Origin of the sequence: Vibrio sp. A2-1, from assembly GCF_021728355.1 — a bacterium.
Lineage (GTDB): Bacteria > Pseudomonadota > Gammaproteobacteria > Enterobacterales > Vibrionaceae > Vibrio > Vibrio splendidus_K.
Genome location: NZ_JAKKCO010000013.1, coordinates 48,054 through 71,385, shown reverse-complemented (window position 1 = coordinate 71,385; position 23,332 = coordinate 48,054). Strand labels below are relative to the sequence as shown.

20 protein-coding genes and 1 pseudogene are annotated in these 23,332 nt (G+C 45.3%); 7 read left to right on the top strand and 14 right to left on the bottom strand.

What is annotated here, in order from left to right; translation table 11 throughout:
* Positions 1 to 125 precede the first annotated feature (125 nt).
* The 6 genes and pseudogenes from L3V33_RS22300 to L3V33_RS22275 form a co-directional block, all read right to left on the bottom strand.
* Positions 126 to 254 (bottom strand): annotated as a pseudogene (locus tag L3V33_RS22300) (YHS domain protein); the annotation flags it as partial.
* 12 nt (positions 255 to 266) lie between these two features.
* Positions 267 to 1,016 carry an NRDE family protein gene (locus L3V33_RS22295; protein ID WP_102340810.1) on the bottom strand — a complete coding sequence of 250 codons (750 nt, stop codon included), beginning with the start codon at positions 1,014 to 1,016 and terminating at the stop codon, positions 267 to 269.
* A gap of 2 nt (positions 1,017 to 1,018) precedes the next feature.
* A complete protein-coding gene (locus tag L3V33_RS22290) occupies positions 1,019 to 1,561 on the bottom strand; it encodes a DinB family protein (RefSeq protein ID WP_114634049.1) in 543 nt (180 codons plus the stop codon).
* Between the two features lie 19 nt (positions 1,562 to 1,580).
* Positions 1,581 to 2,714 carry a D-alanine--D-alanine ligase gene (locus L3V33_RS22285; RefSeq protein WP_114634048.1) on the bottom strand — a complete coding sequence of 378 codons (1,134 nt, stop codon included), beginning with the start codon at positions 2,712 to 2,714 and terminating at the stop codon, positions 1,581 to 1,583.
* Positions 2,711 to 3,298 carry a DedA family protein gene (locus L3V33_RS22280; RefSeq protein ID WP_237291208.1) on the bottom strand — a complete coding sequence of 196 codons (588 nt, stop codon included), beginning with the start codon at positions 3,296 to 3,298 and terminating at the stop codon, positions 2,711 to 2,713. Before L3V33_RS22280 ends, L3V33_RS22285 begins: the two co-directional genes overlap by 4 nt.
* Before the next feature lie 284 nt (positions 3,299 to 3,582).
* A complete protein-coding gene (locus tag L3V33_RS22275) occupies positions 3,583 to 5,559 on the bottom strand; it encodes a bifunctional 2',3'-cyclic-nucleotide 2'-phosphodiesterase/3'-nucleotidase (protein ID WP_114634046.1) in 1,977 nt (658 codons plus the stop codon).
* A 413-nt stretch (positions 5,560 to 5,972) separates the two neighbouring features.
* Here L3V33_RS22275 and cysD point away from each other — a divergent pair, with 413 nt between their 5' ends.
* The 4 genes from cysD to cysC all read left to right on the top strand — a co-directional run bounded on the left by cysD (position 5,973) and on the right by cysC (position 10,801).
* The gene (cysD, locus tag L3V33_RS22270) at positions 5,973 to 6,917 is read left to right on the top strand and encodes a sulfate adenylyltransferase subunit CysD (RefSeq protein WP_226088532.1); all 945 of its coding nucleotides are present in this window, start codon (positions 5,973 to 5,975) and stop codon (positions 6,915 to 6,917) included.
* 18 nt (positions 6,918 to 6,935) lie between these two features.
* Positions 6,936 to 8,366: a sulfate adenylyltransferase subunit CysN gene (gene cysN, locus L3V33_RS22265; RefSeq protein ID WP_017083766.1), complete on the top strand. Its 1,431-nt coding sequence runs from the start codon at positions 6,936 to 6,938 to the stop codon at positions 8,364 to 8,366.
* Between the two features lie 65 nt (positions 8,367 to 8,431).
* Complete coding sequence (locus L3V33_RS22260) at positions 8,432 to 10,156, top strand: SLC13 family permease (protein ID WP_017080873.1); 1,725 nt, start codon at positions 8,432 to 8,434, stop codon at positions 10,154 to 10,156.
* Positions 10,157 to 10,180: 24 nt separating this feature from the next.
* Positions 10,181 to 10,801, top strand: a complete 621-nt coding sequence (cysC, locus tag L3V33_RS22255) for an adenylyl-sulfate kinase (protein WP_019825496.1) — start codon at positions 10,181 to 10,183, stop codon at positions 10,799 to 10,801.
* A gap of 165 nt (positions 10,802 to 10,966) precedes the next feature.
* Here cysC and L3V33_RS22250 read toward each other — a convergent pair whose 3' ends face one another.
* The 7 genes from L3V33_RS22250 to L3V33_RS22220 form a co-directional block, all read right to left on the bottom strand.
* On the bottom strand, positions 10,967 to 11,875 hold the full coding sequence (locus tag L3V33_RS22250; RefSeq protein ID WP_114634044.1) for a TIGR03899 family protein: 909 nt from the start codon (positions 11,873 to 11,875) through the stop codon (positions 10,967 to 10,969).
* Between the two features lie 351 nt (positions 11,876 to 12,226).
* Positions 12,227 to 12,742, bottom strand: coding sequence for a DUF3299 domain-containing protein (locus tag L3V33_RS22245; RefSeq protein ID WP_114634043.1), 516 nt, complete (start codon positions 12,740 to 12,742; stop codon positions 12,227 to 12,229).
* A 14-nt stretch (positions 12,743 to 12,756) separates the two neighbouring features.
* A complete protein-coding gene (locus L3V33_RS22240; RefSeq protein ID WP_054548270.1) occupies positions 12,757 to 14,016 on the bottom strand; it encodes an ABC transporter permease in 1,260 nt (419 codons plus the stop codon).
* Positions 14,013 to 14,729, bottom strand: a complete 717-nt coding sequence (locus L3V33_RS22235; RefSeq protein WP_237291207.1) for an ABC transporter ATP-binding protein — start codon at positions 14,727 to 14,729, stop codon at positions 14,013 to 14,015. The genes L3V33_RS22240 and L3V33_RS22235 overlap by 4 nt, the downstream gene beginning before the upstream one ends.
* 139 nt (positions 14,730 to 14,868) lie before the next feature.
* A complete protein-coding gene (locus L3V33_RS22230) occupies positions 14,869 to 15,489 on the bottom strand; it encodes a DUF2796 domain-containing protein (RefSeq protein WP_237291206.1) in 621 nt (206 codons plus the stop codon).
* Between the two features lie 41 nt (positions 15,490 to 15,530).
* Positions 15,531 to 15,821 (bottom strand): DUF2607 family protein, encoded by a 291-nt coding sequence (locus tag L3V33_RS22225; protein ID WP_017078801.1) that lies wholly within the window; start codon positions 15,819 to 15,821, stop codon positions 15,531 to 15,533.
* Between the two features lie 90 nt (positions 15,822 to 15,911).
* Positions 15,912 to 16,463 (bottom strand): YtfJ family protein, encoded by a 552-nt coding sequence (locus L3V33_RS22220; RefSeq protein WP_017078800.1) that lies wholly within the window; start codon positions 16,461 to 16,463, stop codon positions 15,912 to 15,914.
* Between the two features lie 252 nt (positions 16,464 to 16,715).
* Between L3V33_RS22220 and L3V33_RS22215 the strand changes: the two genes are divergently transcribed.
* A complete protein-coding gene (locus L3V33_RS22215; protein WP_004735283.1) occupies positions 16,716 to 16,916 on the top strand; it encodes a DUF1107 family protein in 201 nt (66 codons plus the stop codon).
* Positions 16,917 to 17,025: 109 nt separating this feature from the next.
* Here the strand turns inward: L3V33_RS22215 and msrA are convergent, their stop codons facing one another.
* Positions 17,026 to 17,655, bottom strand: a complete 630-nt coding sequence (gene msrA, locus L3V33_RS22210) for a peptide-methionine (S)-S-oxide reductase MsrA (RefSeq protein ID WP_017092969.1) — start codon at positions 17,653 to 17,655, stop codon at positions 17,026 to 17,028.
* Between the two features lie 195 nt (positions 17,656 to 17,850).
* Between msrA and L3V33_RS22205 the strand changes: the two genes are divergently transcribed.
* Entirely contained in the window at positions 17,851 to 19,563 is a 1,713-nt protein-coding gene (locus L3V33_RS22205; RefSeq protein WP_237291205.1) for an autotransporter assembly complex family protein, read from the top strand.
* Complete coding sequence (locus L3V33_RS22200; protein WP_171317062.1) at positions 19,560 to 23,318, top strand: translocation/assembly module TamB domain-containing protein; 3,759 nt, start codon at positions 19,560 to 19,562, stop codon at positions 23,316 to 23,318. The genes L3V33_RS22205 and L3V33_RS22200 overlap by 4 nt, the downstream gene beginning before the upstream one ends.
* The last annotated feature ends 14 nt before the right edge of the window (positions 23,319 to 23,332 follow it).

Below are 23,332 nucleotides of genomic sequence, written 5' to 3'. Positions count from 1 at the left end.
ACTTGGCTTACGACTGCCAATTTAAAGGCAAGAGAATAATCTCGTTGAGTACGTCTACTTGTTGTTTTCATGACACTCTCCAATTTCATGTTGGAAATGTGTCAACCATATTTAGGACGGTACACTGAAGTGAAATAAGCCACAGTGTCGTAGCCATCGAGCGCCTTACTGCTAAAGAACCCTGTGTAGATTTCATCGGCGGCAAATACATATGGGCTAACAAGTAGCATGACCATGGTTAATAGTTTTCTCATGATGGACTCCATCTATAGATTGATTGCTGGTGATAAATCGAAGGTAAAACGCTGTTGATTTATCTGGCATGGTTTAATGGGTTCACAAGGCGAGCCGGGTGCGTAAAACATCGAGGCTTGGCCGTGTAGATTGCGTAAATGTGTAAAGCTCACGGTGTGCGCGTCTTCACGATGCATACAGGTCGCTAAATGAGGTTGTTCGCTGTGATGGTGAGAGTGAAACTGAAGTAAGTTCTGTTGATTCTTACCCGTTGCCATAAGCTGATCGTATTTTGCTTGTCGGTAGGCTTGTACTCGCTCTAAATCAACACCGGATGAGAAGAGCGGAGAATCGGTTTCGACTATTTTTTGTTGAATGCCATCCCACATATAGGCGATAACCAAACCATGGTGTTGAGTTAAGTTCGGCGCGAAAGCCAGCAAGGTAAATGGGGCAAAAGAGTGCAGATCGAGCTTATGAAATGCTTCAGAGAGCTGACTGATATTACGACTCGATGATAAGTTCTTGAGCAACAAACCACGGCTGACTAAAAGGCCATCAGGTACGATGCCTTGATAGTTATTGAGTAGGCATAACGAAAGCCCGAACTCATTGATACTGATCCAGCTACCACCACCGGTTGGGTCGAGTGGCATGATGATATCGACGCCGTTAACTCGATATTGTTTAGGTGGCATCGCCAGTGCCCGTGTCTTTTGTTCATCACGATTAAAGAAGACCTGATAGCCATTGTCTTCAAGCAGCCAAGATACTGAACACATGATTATTGCTCCCTCAAATAGCTGCTGGTGGTTGGGGCATAACCGAAGGTGTTGCATGTTTCGACATCAAGAAAGGTCGTGATCACCTTGATCATCGCGTAATGATGATTGGCATGCAGCGCGGCAAAGGTGACCTCTCTTTCTAGCGTCGAGGGCAGGTTGGCGAATACTTGTGTATCCATTGAAACTTCGGTTTGGATCATGATAGGCGCTTCGAGATCTCTGCGGTCTAATCGTTCAAGCCAGTTGATCACGTAATGGATCTCTTTCAACGCAATAGACCTATCGAATTCGACGGGGTGACCACGACGACGGGTGTTGTAATCAACGGTCGCATTCTCTTTTAAAATCAAAGCGTGAAAAAGATCGAGCGTGTGACGAGTATGCTCACCAATAGAACTTGTGACGTGCGGCTTTGCTCGTGTCAGATAGTCGCTGTCCGATATGGCTAACAAAAACTCTAAACCCTGATTCAATATCTCTACCGCTCCCTTGATACTAGGAGATAAAGAAGTGAGGGCGCTCGGTTGGGCTATGGGGTTCATTCATGATCCTCGTACAAAGTTAATCGGTGGTCGGATATTGTTGAACAAGACGTCGCTCTTCTTGCCACGCGTTAAATAAGCTCTTAAAAGAAGGAGGCTGGTGGCCTCTTTGTTTCTGTTGAGCGCCAATATCAAAAAGAATGCGGTATTGCAGGAGTAGCGTCGAAAATATCTCTCGCAGCGGTGTGTTGCGATCCCAGATGTGCCCGGCCTCACTGCTTGCGCCATTGACCTCAAGGATAGTGAAGTCCTCGCCGTTCATTAGGCTGTGCATGTCCTTGAATTTGACGTCGAGTCGACCAAAGTGAAAGCCATCGAAGTCGTCGAATATTTCATCTAAGCGTTCGGTTAAAGCCTGAGTGATGTATTGATTGCCGTCTCGGAAGATACAACCACGGCTATGGCTGCCTGCAAACGCGAGTTGGAACTCTTCGCCCTCTGCGAGCACTTGATCCAATTTATCTTCATGTCTCGGTAGATACAGGTGACAAAGCTGCCCAGCACGCGGGCTATTTTCAATCAACTGCTTGAGTGTCGAGCTGCCATCGCCCACCACCATTGGTGCGTATTTGAGTGTGATCGAGATGATCTCGCCTTGCTTTTTGTTTGGGTAGCGAACATAGAAAACACCCGCTTCGGCTTGATAAGGCGCCTTTTCTTGCAATAGAAAGCGAGCATTATTTGGGAAAGATTCAATATACTGCTCAAGTTGATCTTGTGTGTTGATCAGCTTAACGCCAACACCTCGACAGCCAAGATCCGGTTTGGCCACAATCGGGAAATCGAGATCCGACTGTATGAGTGCGCTGCGCGCATCTTCGGCTTGTTTCTTACTGCTAAGATCCGTTTTGGTTAAGGTGATAAACGGAGAGATCCAGCGCTGACTCGATGATCCGGCAAGGCTCAGTATCTCGTGTTTTGATTCGCCGACCATGCCGCTTAACTTAATACTCGGGTTGGCGATGAGCGGCAGCGCCCAGTCAAAGTGCCGTAACCCTTGCATCAGGCTTTGAATCACCACTGGCGTGTAGAAGAACCACGTTGGAAGAAACTCATAAGGAGAGACACTGCGCACGGTATCTTTTTCAAGCAAGGGCATACCTGCATTGATTTGATGTGCTGGAATGATGCGAATATCTTGCGGTGAACTCATGATAATCCTCTAGAGTAGGTTCTATTCATTAATCGATTGCCGATAAACAGCAAAGCGATGGCACACGGGATGATGATCCATTGATATTCAGAGGCTTGTAGCCACGCTGATGTCCCTAAATAGTAGATGGCAGAGAAGACAATGCCAGTCCAGAGCGCAGTGGCACTAATAACGGCAAACAAGAAAGTAGGCAGTGGGATTGCGAAAAAGCCGCTTAAGGTAAAACCGACGGTACGAAGCCCAGGAATAAAGCGGATGACAAAAAGACTGCTGAAAGCGTTTTGACGTAATTTAGTACGAAGTGCACGAAAGTATCGATTGGTGAGGGCTTTGTAACGGACGCCTCGGAAATAACGTCCTGATTTACCTAGGTAATAGAGAGCGAGATCACCGGTGGCAATGCCGATGAAAATAGCAAGCAACGCATATTGAGGAAGCATGAGTCCTTGAGTGGCTAAACCTGCCGCTGTAACAATCGCCAGATCTTCAAGCAAGTAAGAAAGCGCGATAATGCCAAGTATCAGCCATAGCAGCGATTCTTCTCCTGTATTTAACCATGCTTGAATACTCTCGACGGTGCTCATCAAATACCCTTATCTATCCTATAGATGAATGGCTTATTGGCCATTCATTGAGTGTAGTAAATTAAATAGACAGGAGGAGCAGAGAAAAACTTACAGCTGATTAGTGTTTTTTTGTGTGGACTTAAATCGATTGACGGTTTGAGTGGTGTTGTTTGGGTATTGAACTAGCGGGCGTTTACGGTGAGAAAAGTAGGGCAGTGGATTCGATTTATAAATAACAAAAGAAAAAGGCTGAGTCGTTAAACTCAGCCTTTCAGAACGTTAACTATGGATTACTGGGTAATCTATTTAGTTAGGTCAATCTGGTAAACAGCAAAACCAACATCGTCAGTCGCAACACGTTTCATCGGGTATTGACCCTTTTCTTTGATGAACTCTGCCGCTTTGTCGCTTGGAGATGTTTCAAAGCGGATATCCAGTTTGTTATCCGTTTTGATTGGCGCAAATGACCAGTTGTTATCAGCGCTTGGGCTCACTTGACCTTGCTCTTTGCTTACGCGAGAGATGTAGTTTGCAAGAACAGTACGGTTCTCATCTGGTGCATCAAATGCGATGAAGTCTTCACCTGTGCCTGGGAACTTAGCGCTGTATGCACGGTAGTTGTTGGTTGCGATCAGGAAGTCTTGCTTCATGTCGATTGGCTTACCTTGGTAAGTTAGGCCAACAATACGCTGTGAGTCAGGGTTAACGACTTTACAGTTTGCATCGTATTTCGCAGGTTGAGTTACGTCGATTTGGTAATCAACACCGTCGATAACATCGAAGTTGTAAGTGCGGAAGTTATCCCACTCGATCAACTGTTGTGGTGCTGTTGAGTTAACATCAACTTGGTTGAATTGACCAGCAGAACACTCAAGCCACTCTTTTACTTCGTGACCTGTTACCTTCATCGCAACTAGTGTGTTCGGGTAAAGGTATAAGTCAGCTGCGTTACGGAATGTCAGTTGACCAGATTCAACTTCAGTGAAGTTCGCTGGATCATTCTTACGGCCACCGGCTTTGAATGGTGCAGCCGCTGAAAGTACTGGCGTACCATCTAGGTCAGGGTCACCTTGGATGAACTGTTCAACGTAATCTTTCTGTGCAAGGTTAACGATTTGAACTGTTGGATCGTCTTGTACTAGAGACAAGAAGCTGTACATCACATCGTCTGCTTTGCCAATCGGTTGGTTAACAAACTCACGAGTACCAGCGTGGTCTTTTTCTAATGCTGTTACGATACCTTCATCAGCTGCAGCAAGAGATTTCTTCTCGATTTTGTCGTAGATAGGGCGCGCTTCTGATTGGCCTTTAACAACTTCCCACTTACCGTCTTTTTGTGCAAGTGTTAGATCCATAACACCAACGTGGCTACCCCAACGACCAGGCATTACCGCCGCAACGCCGTTCATTGTGCCAGTTTCGTTGTCGATGCCTTGAATGTCATCAAAACCTTTACCTGGGAACACTGCGTGAGAGTGGCCGAATGCGATCGCATCAATGCCGTCTACTTCAGATAGGTAGAAAGTTGAGTTCTCTTCGCCATTTTTGTACGGGTCAGTTGATACGCCTGAGTGAGGGATAGCAACGATAACTTCAGCGCCTTCCGCTTTCATTTGAGGCACTAACTCGTTAGCCGTCTCAATGATATCGCGAGCGATCACTTTACCTTCAAGGTTCTTCTTATCCCACGTCATGATTTGCGGTGGAACAAAACCGATGTAACCCACTTTTACTTCGTGCTCTACGCCAGCAGTATCTTTGAACGTGTGCGTCTTGATGATGTAAGGCGTGAAGTAGTGTTCTTTGGTTTCTGCGTCGTAAACGTTAGCACTGATGTACGGGAAATCAGCGTCGTTGATCGATTCTTCTAGGAACTCAAGACCGTAGTTGAATTCGTGGTTACCTAGGTTTGCAGCGTCGTAGCTTAGTTGGTTCATAGCTTTGTATGCAGGGTGAACTTCGCCCGCTTCGATGCCTTTGTCTGCCATGTAGTCACCCATTGGGCTACCTTGCAGCAAGTCACCGTTATCAACTAATACGCTGTTGGTTACTTCGCTTTGAGCTTCTTTTACTAGAGTTGCAGTACGTGCTAAGCCAATTTTTTTCGATGGCTTGTCTTTGTAGTAGTCGTAATCCATTAGGTTGGTATGGATATCCGTCGTTTCTACGACACGTAATTTAATCACTTCATCGGTATCTGGTGTTGTTGTGCAGCCTGCTAAAGTCAAACCAAGACCCGCAAGTACAGCTAATGACAAAGGTTTCATTGCAACTTTCATTTTGTAGCTCCAAAGTGGATAGTAGAAAATTCGTTGCGTAATGTAACAAAACCGAATGAAACAATGATTACAACGAATGTTAATTCGTGACTTAGATCGATTACTTTATGGTGTTCTGCAAGACGCCTCCCAAAGCTGCTCAATCGATGCGCACTGATATCGATAATATTAGTCCATTCATTTCACCTGCTTATCGGTAAATCCAATCCCTTATCAGCTTTTCGAATAAAAAATGAAATTTTAGAATTTCCAGTAATATGAGAGGCTCGTCATAATGCCTATATCAAGGACGTATCAGGCAGATGAATAGCAAGGATAGCTCAAAACGAAGCTTCTGTTTTCTTCTAGTGCCAATACTCCCATTCACTCAAGTGGATGAGTTAAATCCCTTGCTTGGCAAGACCAAGTAATGAATTGCTCGTAACGCGAGCCTTAAAGGAAGCACTGAAATGGACCAAGAACGTTTAACCCACCTAAAACAGCTCGAAGCGGAAAGTATTCATATTATCCGTGAAGTAGCGGCTGAGTTTGATAACCCAGTGATGATGTACTCCATCGGAAAAGATTCTTCTGTGATGCTTCATTTAGCTCGCAAAGCGTTTTATCCAGGCAAGATTCCATTCCCGCTATTGCATGTAGATACGGATTGGAAATTCCGCGAGATGATTGAGTTTCGTGATCGTACGGCTAAAAAGTACGGCTTCGACCTTTTAGTACATAAGAACCCAGAAGGTATTGAGATGGGTTGTAGCCCATTTGTACATGGTTCTTCGAAGCACACTGACATCATGAAAACACAGGGCCTTAAGCAGGCGTTAAACAAGTATGGGTTCGATGCGGCTTTTGGTGGTGCGCGTCGTGATGAAGAAAAATCTCGTGCGAAAGAACGTGTTTATTCTTTCCGCGATAAGAACCATACGTGGGATCCAAAAAACCAGCGTCCAGAGCTTTGGCACACCTACAACGGTCAGGTTAATAAGGGCGAAAGCATTCGTGTCTTCCCACTATCTAACTGGACTGAGCTTGATATCTGGCAATACATCTACCTAGAGAGCATCGATATTGTTCCACTTTACCTTTCAGACAAACGCCCTGTGGTTGAGCGTGATGGCATGCTGATCATGGTTGATGATGACCGTATGGAGCTGCAAGAAGGTGAAGTGATTGAAGAGAAAAGCGTTCGTTTTCGTACTTTAGGCTGTTACCCATTAACCGGAGCGGTTGAATCTGAGGCGAATACGCTAACAGGCATTATTGAAGAGATGCTGGTGGCGACGTCTAGTGAGCGTCAAGGTCGAGCGATTGATCATGATCAGTCGGGCTCTATGGAGCTGAAAAAGCGCCAAGGTTATTTCTAAGAATCTAAGGAAAGAAAAATGAATAGTGCAGTAGAAGCCGAATTGGCTGAACTAGGGATTGAAGGTTATCTAAGTCAGCATCAGCATAAATCTATGCTTAGATTTTTAACTTGTGGCTCGGTAGATGACGGTAAAAGTACGTTAATCGGTCGCTTGCTCCATGATACAAAACAGATTTATGAAGATCAGCTAGCAGCGGTTCACTCTGATAGCCAACGAGTGGGTACCACAGGTGAGAAGCCTGATTTAGCACTGCTTGTTGATGGCTTGCAGGCTGAGCGTGAGCAAGGGATTACTATCGATGTGGCTTATCGTTACTTCTCGACTCAAAAGCGTAAATTCATTATTGCTGATACCCCAGGGCATGAGCAGTACACGCGCAACATGGCAACCGGCGCTTCAACGTGTGATCTAGCGGTGATCTTAATTGATGCTCGTAAGGGCGTTCTGGATCAAACACGTCGTCACTCGTTTATTTCTAACCTGCTTGGTTTGAAGCACTTCATCGTCGCAGTCAACAAAATGGATCTCGTCGAGTACTCGCAAGATCGTTTTGAAGAGATTCGCGATCAGTATCTAGAGTTTGCTGAAAACCTAGAAGGCGAAACTAACATTCAAATTCTGCCGGTTTCCGCGCTTGAAGGCATTAACGTTGCAGCGCCAAGTAAAGAGCTTGCATGGTTTGAAGGTCCATCTCTATTAGAAGTGTTAGAGAACGTCGACATTGACCAAAAACGTTCTGCGGGCGAATTCCGTTTCCCTGTGCAGTATGTCAATCGTCCTAACTTAGATTTCCGTGGCTTTGCCGGCACCGTGGCTTCTGGTCGTGTCAGCGTGGGTGATGAAATCAAGGCGTTGCCTTCAGGTAAAACCTCTAAGGTGGCAAGCATTGTGACTTTTGATGGTGAACTTGAATCAGCACAAGCGGGCTTGGCAGTAACACTGACTCTTGAAGATGAAATCGATATCAGCCGTGGTGATTTGATTGTGCTGGAAAATGCTCAAATTGAATCAACTAACCATGTATTGGCTGACATCGTATGGATGACAGAGCAACCACTGCAACCGGGCAAAGCCTACGACATCAAAATCGCAGGCAAGAAAACCGTCGGTCAGGTTGAAACGGTTCGTCACCAATATGACATCAACAACTTGTCGACTTACGCTGTTGATGAGTTGCCACTGAATGGTATTGGTTTGTGTGAATGGTCATTGAACGAGACTGTCGCGCTGGATAAATACCGTGAGAGTGCCGATACCGGTGGTTTCATTGTTATCGACCGCCTAACTAACGTGACGGTTGGTGCTGGTTTGATTCGAGACCGTTTGGACTCTGTTGAACAGCAAGTCGGTAACTTCTCTGCATTTGAACTTGAGTTCAACGCATTGGTACGCAAGCACTTCCCTCATTGGGATGCCAAAGATCTAAGCCAATTACTGAAGTCATAAACGACTAAGTAACAGCTTATTGAATCAGGCGGAAACCCATCGTTTCCGCCATAAAGGACGGGTATATGTGGCAACAAGGATTTGTATTAGCGATTTTGCTCGGCATCATTACTTGCCTGCTCGTTACCCGTATTAAGCCAAGCTTTATCTTTGCTGGCGCGGCGTTTATTGCTTTTATGGCTGGCATGATCGATTTGTCGAGCTTAGCCAATAACTTCACTAACTCCTCGTTACTGACTTTAATTCTTCTTATCCTCGCATCAAGTGCGTTGGAGAAAACTCGCTTAATCAGTTGGGTTAGCCGAAATATCTCTGAAGGTAGGCTAGGTACCGTGGTTGCGAAGTTGGGTATTTCCACAGCGTTACTTTCTTCTTTTACTAATAACACGGCGGTGGTTGTTTCTTTGATCGGGGCGATCAAACGTAATCAACAGCATGCGCCATCTAAACTGCTAATCCCTTTGTCATACGCTGCCATCTTAGGTGGAACGCTGACATTGATCGGCACCTCTACCAACTTGATCATCAATAGCTTTGTTGAAGATGCGGGTTTGCCAAGTTTAAACTTTTTCACACCGACCTTGATCGGTTTAGCGGTGTTGGTCGGTGGTGTGTTGATCCTTATTCCGCTGAGTTACTTCCTACCAAGCTACGATGATGGATCTCAAGATGATCTGCCTTACTTTTTAGAAGCAAGAGTGGAACCTGGTTCTCCTTTAGTTGGCCGCAGCGTTAGCGAGAATAACCTCAGAGCATTGAGAAAACTGTTCTTGGCGGAAGTGATTCGAGACGGTAAAACAACCGCGTCTATTGACCCTGATTTTATTCTTCAAGCTCGTGATCGACTACTGTTTTGTGGTGATGTCGAGAGTGTTGCGACACTGCAAGAGATCCAAGGGCTAACTCTGTTTGGTCAGCACCACCTGAACGGCCAGAGCTTTGTTGAGGTCGTAGTCAGTTCGTCTGCAAGTTTCTGTAATAAAACCCTCAAAACCAGCCAGTTCAGAGATCGCTTCGATGCGGTTGTGGTTGCCATTCGTCGTGGTCATGAACGCCTTGAAGGTGGCCTTGGAAACATCACATTAACCGCTGGCGATACCTTGATTTTGGTTCCAGGAAAACGTTTTGAAGAACAGCGTCAACAACACAATAAAGAGTTTGTGTTGATGAACGACCTAGACTCAAGCGCTAAGCTTGATGCCGATAAATCGACGTTTGTGTTGCTCGGTTTTGCCAGTGTGATTGGGTTATCGCTCGCTGATGTAGTCCCGATTATTAAAGGGCTGGCGGGATTTTTATTATTGCTGGTGGCATTTGGTGTAGTACAACTTGGTGAGCTTCGCCGCCGCTTCCCCGTCGATATTGTCGTGATCGTTGGTTCGGCACTCTCTATTGCTCAACTGATGATTTCATCTGGGTTGTCTGAGCGAATGGGGCTGATGTTTATGGAGGCCTTTAATGGCTGGGGCGTGTTTGGAGCGCTAGTCGCGACCTATTTCATGACGCTGGTCCTGACTGAGTTGGTGACCAATAATGCGGCAGCGGCACTCTCATTTCCCATTGGCTACAGCATGGCCGTCGGCTATGGCGTCGATCCAATGCCGTTTATTATGGCGGTTCTGTTTGGTGCCAGTGCCAGTTTTATTTCGCCATACGGCTACCAAACCAACTTACTTGTTTATAGCGTAGGTAATTACCACCTTACGGATTATCTGCGCATCGGCATCCCAATCTCGATTGTTTATTCGGGTTTGGTGCTGACCCTAATTCCTTATTTTTTCCCATTTTAATGCTGTTTATTTAAAGGACTAATTATGACCGCAGTACTCAAACCAAAAGATGAGAATGTTGTGTGGCATCAACACTCGATTGATAAAACATTCCGCTCTGATCTGAAATCACAAAAGCCAGCCGTGCTCTGGTTCACGGGATTATCTGGTTCTGGGAAGTCGACAGTCGCTGGAGCATTAGAAAATCGCTTGGCACAGCTTGGTTACCATACTTACCTATTGGATGGCGATAATGTGCGTCATGGGTTATGTAGCGACCTTGGCTTCTCTGAGCAGGATCGCCGAGAGAATATCCGTCGTATTGGTGAACTCGCTAAGCTGATGGCAGATGCGGGCTTAATTGTGTTGTCTGCTTTTATTTCCCCACATCAAGCTGAAAGACAGTTAGTGCGAGACTTGCTACCTGAAGGCGAGTTTTTAGAGGTGTTTGTGAACACGCCACTTGAGGTTTGTGAGCAGCGTGATCCTAAAGGCCTGTATAAGAAAGCACGTGCTGGAGAGATCCCGAACTTCACTGGTATTAGTTCAGCTTACGAAGCGCCTCAGAACCCTGAGATTAATTTACCCGCAGGTGAGAAGACACTCGATGAATTGGTCGAGCTGTGTATTGATGCGTTAGAGAAGCGTAATATTTTAGCCAATTGAGATCGTTGGTATGATTAAGGCTGAGCACTTACTTATCTATTGATTTATGACTGATAAGTCGTGCAGCCTTGGTTTACCGAGACAAGAAACCTATCCTCTAGATTCTCTTTATTCCTTTCAATACACTCCACTTTTACACCGTCTATTTTTTGCACCGTCGAGTGTCTAGACGGTGTAATTTACGCTGCTTTTAACTTCTGTCTGAACCGTGAATTTCTGGCTCAATAGCGCAATCAGTTGGTCGTAATATTGCGTGTTTGGCTTGTTGCCAAGCAAGGTACAAAGCTCATTGCCTGTTGGGCTGAATCGATAGTAAACCAGCTTCACGCCTTTTGATAACGGTGCCAGTGACATGCCCTTACCTTGATAAGTTAGGTGTAGAGCTGGGTCGAAATCAATCTCTCCAGATTCTAATTCTGTTCCTAGAATAATCCCGAGTTCAATCAAGTGGAGCAAACTAGAGTAGGGCAGGTTGTGTCCACCAAGGTTGATGGTGTTGGTGGTGTCCCTTTTGCCAAAGCTGAAGATTCCAGCATGGGATTTAAAGCCGAGTAATAGTTTCCTGCTGTTATCACTACCAAAGCTACAACCCAGTGACGCGGCTCTTTGCAGGGTGAGCGCTTCTTTTGGTGTCATGTCTTTTAAGATCTGAAGCGCCTTCATTGACGTCGAGCCTGGGTTGGTGACTTCTCGTTTCAGTACTTGAGCCCATAGCCTCTGCATCGATGTATTGTGGATCTCTTGTGCCATATCGAAGAAGCGGTATAGCCAGTCCTGATCAGGGTCTCCAGCCGCTTCATCCTTACATGAAGAGTGTGCCAACTTTAGAATTTGTTCTAGGTTCTTTTGGCGAAGCTCTCTACGTTTTTTCTCTCGTAATAGTGCCCGTTCGATAAGCGTACTCTCAGCTTTATCGTTTGGCGTTGTACTATGACTAATTAAGGAATCGAGGCCGAAGCTTTGTGCGATGTGCAGCACTCTGCTTGCACTGTCGGCAATATGAGGCTTTTTCTCATGCTTTTGCTGTGTATCGCTAGCATGCTCAATGATCACTGGCTGTTTAGTTTCTGACATAAGAGTACCGTTAGGAGACGACTTAACTGTCTAAAATGTAACTCTTTATCTTATTGGTGGCTAGATTTTGCGTGCAGAGTTGAAGGTTTCAACAAAATTTTACTTTTGCTAATGATAATAAAATGTTAAATTTGTTGTAATTCTCAAGGAGGAGTTATGAATCAAGTCAATGATAACAAGCTGAAGAAACAGCTTAGTATAGGGTTATTACTCGCCACTTATGTCGCTGTTCTAGCGTACTTATCTAATTACATCGCGTAATTTAGAATAAAACAATCGTTATTAAACTGTTATTGAATGATTTCGCTCGTTCAGTGACGGCAGCTCATCCTTGAGCCACCCTTCTAATGACTACATGTCGTCATATTCTTCAATCGCAGTACCTTCAATAAGATAACCAGTTTGCGCCAAGTCATGGCTTATTGACTCGGTTTTCAGCGTACCCACTAAATAGATCACATCCCATAACTGTTGTATTGGTGCACCTTTAGGGAACTTCACGTAGATGATTTGGTTTGGTGGTGGCGGTGGCACGTGAATACATGCGCCAAAGTACGGTACCAGCAGAAACTCAGTGATCATGTTCTCATCGCCTTCTAATGGAATCACAAAGCCAGGAATCTTGACTGTGCTGCCATTCAGCTCTGGGCGAACAGCGCCAAGTGTCGATTGTTGAGGTTTGTCCATACTGTCGTGGTTAACCATCGGCATGCCAAATGAGTCGAGTTGTGCTCGCTCTGACTCTGGAATCAAGTCAATCCAATCGAGTGTTAATACCGATTCGTCAGTCTGAGTGGTTTCAGCGTGAGCTGTGCTGACAAATGGGAACATAAGTAACCCAAGTATCAGTAGGAATTTGCGTTGCATCGTAGGTTCCTATTTTAGATTCGAATAGTCATGCCATCAGACAATGACTGACGGTAAGCCCTGAAAGCGGGAATAAAGCCGATAATGATTCCGGCAACTTGCACCAAAATAAGCAGTTTCCACTCATGAGGTGTGATTGCGGATATCGATATGTTGATACCATAACTTTGTTGCACAATAGGAGCAACTACTGCGATCAGGGCAAACAACACGGCAACACCCAATGTGATACCGAGGAAGGTTAGGGCACTTGCTTCACTGATCAGTAAACCAAACACATGACGAGGCCTTGCTCCCATCGCGCGCAGAATAGCCATCTCTCGACGTCTTTCTTGCAAGCTAGTGAGTAGACTACTCAGCATCCCTAACAGTCCCGCGATTACAACAAACCCTGAAACAATCAGTAGTGCTTGTTCTGCTACTGCCATCATTCCCCATAATTCGTGAAGCGCAATGCCTGGCATAATGGCGCTCAAAGGTTCTTGGCGGTAGTTATTGATCTCTCGTTGCAGTGCAAAGGTTTGGATCTTCGACTTAAGGCCAACCATCATCGCGGTAATCTGCTTCGGTTGGAAGTCACGTTGCTTTAGCGCTTCAGCATTCGGTGTGTGCCCGAGGTTAGCCCCCGATTCCCAACCAACGTGAATCGCTTCAATGGCCTCTAACGAAACATGCACCGTTTTATCTACTGGTGTGCCGGTTGGCGCGAGTATTCCGACAATGGTGAAGGGCAGGTTGTCGTGGCGACTGAAGGCGACATCACTGATACCGTGCGCCAGAATGATGTGATCACCAATCTTGTAATCTAACTTCTTCGCGACATCGGCACCAATCACGACATCAAATAGCTGATTGAACTCTTTGCCTTGCTGAAAAGTAAGTGGTTGCTTACTTCCATAGCGATAATTCTCGAAGTAGCTATGGTTCGTGCCCATTACGCGGAAGCCTTTATGTGAGTCACCCAATGAGATTGGGATCGCCCACTTTACAGCGTTGTGCTGGCTAAATTCTTCATAGCTTTTCCAGTCGATGTTGTTGGTCGCATTACCGATTCTAAATACGGAATAAAGCAGCAGGTTTACCTGACCAGAGCGGCCACCGACGATAAGGTCAGTACCTGAAATCGTATTCGCAAAGCTGCTCTTAGCTTCGGTTCTTACACGTTCCACACCGAGTAATAGAATGACTGACACCGCCACAGTGAGAATAGTTAGAATGGCTGTGGCTTTACGGTTGAGTACGCTTTTTAAGGCTAAGTGAGTAATTACTTTCATACGACAACCTTAGCTTGGTTAACGGTTTTTAAATCTATGGTTCGAGTGAACAGTTTTTCTAATGTTGGATCGTGACTAACAAAGATCAGGGTAGAACCCGCCTGATTCGCTTGTTCTAGCAACAGTTCGATAAAGGCTTCTCGGTTGTCATGATCCAGAGCCGATGTCGGTTCGTCGGCAATAATGATTTTGGGTTGGCCGATCAAAGCACGAGCGGCAGCAACACGTTGTTGTTGACCAATACTCAACTCGGTAACGGGCTTGTCCATTAGAGCTTGAGGTAGCTTTAATCTGAGCAACAACTCTTGAGCGGTTGCTTGCAGGCTGTTCTGACTTTCAGTGACTTGCTGCTTACGAATCTTAGAAAACTGACAAGGAAGCGTCACGTTGTCGATGACTGACAAGTAAGGAAGCAGGTTAAATTGTTGGAATATATAACCAATATGATCGGCTCTGAATTTGTCTCTCTGGCGAGGTGTTAGCTGTGTGAGATCTTGGCCAAGGATAGATACTTCGCCTTGTTCAGCTTGGTTGATTCCGGTCAGTAACCCTAACAATGTTGATTTCCCGCAACCACTAGGCCCTTTGATGAAAAGGTGCTCTTGGGCTTGGATATGCAGTGAGGGGATCTCTAGCGTTGGGGGCAACTCAGGCCTCCAACGAAAGCTGATATTTTCGAGTTTGACGACAAGTGATGAACTGTCAGAAGACATATTAGCTCCAATAATTAAAGCGGTGTATCTACTGGACAGTTATTCGAATAATAAATTCCCAGAGCACACCGATTTGTACAGCCAAGTAAGTGAATACTTACTTGGCTGCTTATCTACGTTTAATTCAATCTAATACTGATTAGAATCGAAAACTAATACGATCTGCGTTAAGCACTTCTTGAATTTGAGCGCTGTCAGTTAGCAGGTTTACCGTCATTGATTTTGTGTTGCTGAACTTAGAGAACCATTGAGTGCTCACCGTATCTAGCTTCGCAATGTCTGAACATTGGTAGTGATACTCAACCGTGAATTCACCGTGGCCACCTTCTGAATGGTCATGGCCTTCGTGGTCGTCATGTTCGCCTTCCGCGTGGTCATGGCCTTCGTGGTCGTCATGTTCGCCTTCAGCGTGGTCATGGCCTTCATGGTCATCATGATCGTCTTCTAGGGTGTTCGTCACTGACTTGAACTTCAAAGTACAGCTTGCATTGTTGAAACCAAATAGTTCTTCTGGCTTGTTCAGTTGCGCGATAGCTTGTTCAAACACTTTCTTTTGCTCGGCAGTTTCTGGAGCATGTTCAAAGCCAACCACATCAGCGCCGGGAGCTGTTACTTCAACAAGCAGCTCTTGCCCATCTTGAGCGATGTTCACTTCAACTTTACCGTGCACGTGTGCTTCGTGAGAGCGGAATTCTTCGTTAGCTAGAACATTCGTTGAGACAGTCATGCCGATAACAACGGCTAAAATAGTAGGTTTCATGTTTTTTTCCTGAATAAAGGTTAATTAAAAAGTAGTGGTAATTAAGCGATATTTACAGGAGGTGAACGTGCTAAATAAGCGAAATACAGGCGCTGTAACGAAATTACTGACTCTGTAATAGTGGCTGTAAATTCTGAATGGAACTCTGGAACTTGTGGCAGTGAGTGCGCAGTAATGAACTGATTTATCGAAAACAGCTCACAGTGATGCGAAGTGTGGTGATCGGGGTCAATATCCACCATATGTGTTGCCGCTAACACGCTTAACATGAGCATCAGCCCAAGCAAGAAGCCTGTTTTGCGTTTCACATTGTTAGGTGTGTTTTGCCACATGAGTATGATTAACCACAGAATTAAAAAAGGATACTGTTATAATATAACAATATCCTTTGGTCAGGTCTCGAAAAAGACGCGAATATCTTATTAAAGGCTCGCTTTAATCAACTCAATGACTTGAGTGACTTCTGATTCGTTTAATGCCCCTTCTTTAACAAACAAGATTTTACCTTGCTTGTCTTGAACGATAATCGCAGAGCTTTCTTCTTTTAAAGCCCATGATGACGCTACCGTGCCGTCTTCATCTAGCACCATAGAAGACCATGGAAATTCTTCTTTGCTACTTTCTGCTGACGATTTAACAAAAGACCCAGTACCCCAAATCGCATCATCTTGGTTGATGATGGTCGTGGTTTGGTAGCTGTCTTCTGAGAATTTAGATGCTGTAATGGCTGCCATCAGTGGTGCGTTGAGCTCTTTCGAGCTGCTACGGCCTGCAATAGCTTGAACGACGCGAACTTTACCTAGAAGATCATTGGTTGCCCAAGCTTGATATCCGGTATTTCCGTCGTTTAGTACGATTTCACCATAGTTGCTAACATCGACAGCAGGTAGAGTTGTACCTACAGATAGGTTGTGAGCATTGGCGAAGAGTGGAGAGGCTGCGGCTAAAAAAGCCAGTAGAGTTTTGTTTTTCATTATATTTTTGTTCCGCTTATTGGTTTGCTCTGGAAGTATAATATGAAATTTGAAAAATGCCTCTTTAACTTTTTTATCGTACGACGTAGAAATAAGTTGCAGGCTTGTTACCAAAAGGTATAATGCATCAATATCGAGATGAACAATAGATTATCTTGCTGTTTGCTAAAGGAATTAGCGATTGAATGTGCTTTGAATACGTTAGTGTTTAGGTACGTGACTGTAGTACTCAAATGGAATTGAGGTTGTATTATGTTAAGAAAATTTTCTACTTACCGTCCACATCAGGTGGCACGTTTCGTTAAAGTCCTATTCAAAGGCCAGTTTGCTATTGAGGGTATCGGAGAGTTTCGCTTCGACCAAGGCAAAGTGCTTCTTCCTGAAGTTTCAGACAAACAAAAGCTCACTATTTTTAAAGAAGTTAACGGCACGATTGCTGCGCTGCCGGTGTAACTGACTGTTATAGATTGGCATTGCGTAAAATAGATTTCCAATGAAAAAGGGCTTCCTAGCGGAGCCCTTTTTTAATGGATGTTGTTCTAGTTTGTATGCCTAACACACATTATTGCGGAGGGAAGCACACACCCGTACCACCCAACCCACAGTAACCGTTAGGATTTTTGGCTAGGTATTGTTGGTGGTAGGTTTCTGCGAAAAAATATTTTCCAGCAGGCAGAACTTCCGTCGTGATCTCGTTGCCTAATGATTCAGTCATTGCTCGTTGATATTCACGTTTAGAGTGCTCGGCGACGGCTTGTTGCTGTTCGCTGAATGTGTATATCGCGGAGCGGTACTGAGTCCCTAAGTCGTTGCCTTGGCGCATACCTTGGGTAGGGTTATGGCGCTCCCAAAAGGTCTCAAGTATTCGAGCTAAAGATGTTTGTTCGCTATCAAAAATGACACGAACGACTTCGGTATGACCGGTTTGTCCGCTGCATACCTGCTCATAAGTGGGATTGACTGTGTATCCACCAGCGTAGCCAACGGATGTGGAAATAACACCATCAAGTTGCCAAAACAAACGCTCAGCTCCCCAAAAGCATCCCATACCAAGTAGGACTTCTTGTTGGGAACCCATAGGAGCATCGAGCAAGTCAGTTTGATTGACAAAATGGCGCTCAGTGATTCGGATTGGGTCTGCATTTCCCGGTAATGCGGTTGCTGCGGAAACCAGTTGTTGTTTGTTTAGCATGTTATATTCCTTTTCGCATACGTTTACCGCTTAAGTTAACATTAGATCCAGGTTCATATTAACGGCTGGTTCATATTGATTAAGTCTTTAAATTAGACCGTGTTATTCCAAGATTTATTACAGACTCAATGTCTTTTTAGCGGTATTATTTCTTTTCATTTATTAACGTATTGATAACTTCTTCACCAATTAAGCATGATAAGAAAAACTTTACCAGTTCTGATTGGCACTCTATTGTCATCGACGCTCGCTTTCGCTGATGTTTCCCTTGAAATTAAAGGGCTTAATGGAGCGCTTGAGGATAATGTTGATGCTTATCTGAGTGCGATTCCTGAAGAAGAGTACTCGGTTTCATTAAGGTTCCAATCTCGCTTGGAGTCTATGATAAAAGAAGCCCTGAATGCGTTAGGTTACTACCACCCTAATATCACATTTTCTCACCCCGAAGATGATACCGAAATGACCGTTACGGTTGAGCCGGGAGAGCCTGTTGTTATTTATACCTCAGATATCGTTCTGACTGGTGAAGCCAAAGATGATCCTGACTTTTTGGTTTTAATAGCTAGGAGTAAGCTGTCTAAAGGTTCGATTCTGAATCATGGCAATTATGATTCTTTGAAATCATCGATCCGCAACCTTGGATTAGCGAAAGGCTACTTCGATGGGGCGTATGATCTTAGCAAGCTAGAAGTCGCTCCTGAATTAAACCGCGCTTATGTCCGCCTTCATTATAACAGTGGCATCCGCTATCACTTTGGCACAACCACTGTGACGGGCAGTCAAATTGAAGATGACAAAGTGCAATCTCTCAAGCTGTTTGAAGATGGTGAACCTTACTCAATTACCAAAGTCGGCGAGTACAACCAAAACCTGTCCAATACGGATTGGTTCTCCTCGGTATTTGTTGAACCAGATTTAAGTCAGTTAGGCGAAGGCCGAGAAATCCCGATGAAGGTTAGCCTTGCTCCGCAAGCGCGTAACCAAATCGAAACAGGTATCGGTGTATCAACAGACTTGGGCGTGAAAGGCACTCTCAAATGGAAAAAACCTTGGGTTAACGAGAAAGGTCATAGCTTCAATAGTAGTTTGTCGATCTCCAAGCCCGAGCAGACGATTACCGCGGCTTATAAAATCCCATTGGATGACGTGCTTAATGACTACTATCAAATTAAGTACGGTATGAAGAACTTGGATAACCGAGATACCAAAAGTTTGGAGTCAAACCTCGCCTTAGAAAGGTACTGGCGCCTAGATAACGGCTGGCAACGCACGGTGTTCATTCGATACTTGGTCGAAAACTATGAACAAGGTTTACAAGATGACTTGGCACAGTTTGTTTTGCCGGGTTTCTCTTTCTCACGAACTCGAACGCGAGGTGGTTCGATGCCGATGTGGGGCGATAAACAAACCATTATGTTTGAAGCGGCCGATGATACCTTGTTATCCGAAACTAAGGTTGTTCGTTTTCAAGGCCAAACCGCTTGGATTCGAAGCATTGGCGATAACCACCGAGGCCTAACTCGGCTTCAATTTGGCGGTAACTTTGCCGACGAGTTTGAGAAGCTGTCTCCTTCCCTAAGATTCTTTGCCGGTGGTGATAACAGCATTCGTGGTTACGGTTATGAGTCGATCTCTCCTCGCGATAAAAGTGGTGCATTAACGGGTGCGAAATTCATGGCAACCAGCTCGTTTGAATACCAATACCGCTTGGTTGGAAACTGGTGGGGCGCAGCATTCTACGATATTGGTGATGCATTTAATGACAAACCAGAGTGGAAGCACGGCACCGGTGTTGGGGTGCGTTGGGCGTCCCCCGTTGGTCCAGTGAGTCTAGATTTTGCTTGGGGCCTAGATGCAGCAAAAGGTGATGAGTTCCAGTTACACTTTAGTTTAGGGCCAGAATTATGATCAAAGTGATGGGCAAATTCATCAAGTGGACGTCGATCTCATTGACGTCTATTTTGCTGTTGTTGATAGCCCTGCTCGGTTTTGTTTTGTTCACTAACCCGGGGTTGAACACTGTGCTGTGGGGCGCTGAAAAAGCATTACCACAACTTAAAGTGGAAAGTACTAAAGGAGCCCTGTTCCCAAGCTTTACGCTTAATAAGGTTCAGTTTAAAGATGACAGCCTGCATATCGACACCAAGGTTCAAAAGCTGAACTTGGCTATTAACCCTCGTTGTTTGCTTGATCCTAAGCTGTGTGTTGATCGTTTAGCGATTCAAGGGTTGGACTTCGCATTTACTGAACTGCCTCCACCCTCTACAGAAGAAGTAGAACCGACTCCGCCCCTAACATCAGTGAAAACACCATTACCAATAGTGATCAATCGCATCGCTTTATCTGATATCAAACTGAATATCTTGGGTCATGAAATCGAATGGGGTTTGTTCTCAACCGCTCTGAGCATGCAGGGTGAAACGCTGACGGTTTCGCCAACCTTGTTCAATGACCTAAAAATTAAGCTTGCTGAATCGACAGAAGAACCGCAAACAGAAATTGTAGAACCAGAGGCTGCCACTAAAACGGCTATCGAGTTACCTGAAGTCTTAATTCCTTTGCAGGTTGTACTTGAGCGTTTTGACCTAAACCGTTTCACCTTAGAACAAGAAGCGCCAATTATTGTCAACCACCTTGGCCTTGAAGCTACGGCGGGTAAGCACACGGTAGATGTTTCCACTCTAGAGCTTGATATGCCCCAAGCAAGTGCGAATTTAGCGACGAAGGTTGAGCTAAAGGGGGGATATCCGCTAGAACTTTCTTTGGATGCGTTAGTGAAAGAAACCGACCTTGCTGGTCAGAAATTATCACTAAAAGCACAAGGAAGCGTGGCTAAGCTGCACTTAGATTCTCAGTTTTCTGAGCTGATTGAGGCAAAGCTATCTGGGGATATTCAACCCTTAGAGCCTACTCTACCATTTGACCTTCTTTTAGAGGGCGGACAAGCGCAGTGGCCTCTTACCGGAAAAAGCGATTACCAAGCGACAATTGAGCAATTCAAAGCTAATGGCTCACTAGATGGTTTCAATGTTCTACTTAAAGGTGAGGCCGATGGTAAGGAAATCCCTGAGTTAGCCATCGATCTGCAGGGTAAAGGCACGACGGAACAGATTGAGTTCGAGCGTCTAAAGCTGAATACATTAGGTGGTGAGTTGAATGGTGTGGTCAAAGCTAACTGGAAGAGTCTCGTTAACTGGCAAGCTGATGTAACACTTAAAGACATTCAGCCGGGCCTGCAATGGCCAGAAGCCGAGGGTAACATTAGCGGAAGCATCGTCACCTCGGGTGAGTTGACGGAAGCGGGCGGTTGGGCGATTGAATTGCCTAAACTGGATATTGAAGGGATCTTGCGAGAGTACCCTCTGGATATCGAAGGTCAGTTGTCAGCGTCGGATCGCAGCGCGAGCGGTGAACCAAAGCTGAAAACCAGCGGTTTGAGCTTGGCTCATGGTGTTAACTCGATTAAGGCACAGGGGCAACTTGATAAGCAATGGGACATGGGCGTTGAGATCTTCTTCCCTGAGCTTGCAAAAAGTAGTCCTGAGCTGAAAGGTAGAGTGATTGGTAGCATCCAACTTAGCGGCCCAACGAAAGAGCCTGAAGTTGATCTCGCTTTAAATGTTGATAAGGTCGATTGGAATAACGAAGCAACACTAGAATCCTTGTCGCTTAATGGCTCTGTGATCCCTCTTCCATTACCTGAGGCTCAAGCCGATCTTGTACTCAAAGCTAAGAACTTAACCTATCAAGATCAAAGCGTGGAAAGCATTGATCTCACGGTCAGTGGTGGCGAGAAGAAACACACAGTGACACTTGATGTGATATCCGACATCGTGTCGACAAGTTTGGCCATCTCTGGTGAGTTGATTCAAAAGCCTTCTATTATTTGGGATGGGTCGTTAGACCGCGTCAAAATAACCACTCAGCAAGGCCCTTGGGTATTAGATCAACCTGTCGCGATAAAGGCGGATGTCGATAAACAGTTTGCCGATGTTCAAGCGCACTGTTGGAAACAATCTGGTTCGAGTGTGTGTTTGGACGAAGACGTTCGTGTCGGAAAATCGGGTGAGGCCAAGGTGGCCATCAATCAATTTGATTTCGAGCAGATTAAAGCCTTTGTGCCAAAAGAGACGCAATTACAGGGCTTAGTCAATGCGACTGCCCATGCTAAGTGGTCTGAACAAGGTGAGCCGGAGGTTACGGTAAGCGTTGATATGCCGAAAGGTCAGGTTGTTCAACAAGTTGGCGAGCCAATCACACTGGGTTGGGAAAGTATTGCATTGAATGCCCAGCTGAAAGATAACAAACTGGATGCCGATTTTAAGTTGGATGTGTCTGATAATGGTGACCTGTCTGGTACGGTGTCGTTACCGGATATTCTTGCCGAAGACAAAATGGTCGATGCCGCAATTAAGCTGACTACGTTCCACCTCGATTTCTTGCAACCAATCCTAGGTGAGTACAGCCTATTGAAAGCCGACCTTGAGAGTGATCTTCAAGTTAAAGGATCTTTGATGCACCCTCAAGTTTTTGGTCAGTTCTCGGTTGATGGTATTCAAGTCAAAGGCGACGTTACGCCTGTTGATGTGAAAGATGGCCGCATCGACCTCGATTTTGATGGTTATAGTGCAAAACTGGATGCGAATGTAGAAACGCCTGACGGTCATCTTGATATTGAGGGAACCGGGGATTGGCAAGATCTTAAAGCATGGCACTCTAACGTTAGAGTTTTTGCCGATGAGTTGATGGTTGATATCCCGCCGATGGTCAAGGTTAAGGTCGTACCTGATATGACTATTGATGTCACGCCCGAGCTGGCAAAAATTACGGGTGACATAGCACTACCATGGGGACGAATTGTGGTAGAAGACTTACCACCGTCAGCGGTTGGTGTGTCTTCCGATCAGGTTATATTGAACAAAGATCTTGAGCCTGAAAGTGAAGATACGATCCCATTCAATGTGATGACCAATATTAATATCTCCATTGGTGATGACTTTAAATTGTCTGCCTTCGGTCTTGAAGGCGACTTGGTTGGTAAGCTCAATGTAGCTCAAAAAGACCAAGGCCCATTCATCACTGGTGAAGTGAATATCGTCGATGGTACTTACCAATCATTCGGGCAAGACCTCTTGATCGAAGAGGGTAAAATTCTAATGAATGGTCCACCGGATCAGCCATATGTAGCCATCAACGCGATTCGTAATCCTGACAATACTCAGGACGATGTGACCGCCGGCATTCGAGTGACGGGCCCAGCGACTGAGCCGACCATCGAGATTTACTCTGATCCAGCGATGCCGCAAGCCAATGCGCTGTCTTATATTTTGCGTGGCCAAGATATTGATGGCGAGTCGAGCGGTTCGATGACAACAACCTTGATCGGTTTGAGTTTGGCGAAGAGTGGTAAGGTTGTTGGCGAAATCGGTGAAGCCTTTGGTGTACAAGATTTACAACTGGATACAGCAGGCTCTGGGGATGACTCACAAGTAACGGTAAGTGGCTACATTCTGCCTGGTTTACAGGTGAAGTATGGTGTGGGTATCTTTAACTCGTTAGGCGAGTTTACCGTTCGTTATCGATTGATGCAGGATCTCTACGTTGAGGCTGTATCGGGTCTAGACAGTGCTGTGGATCTTCTCTATCAGTTTGAATTCGAGTAACACTTTAAGCGGTG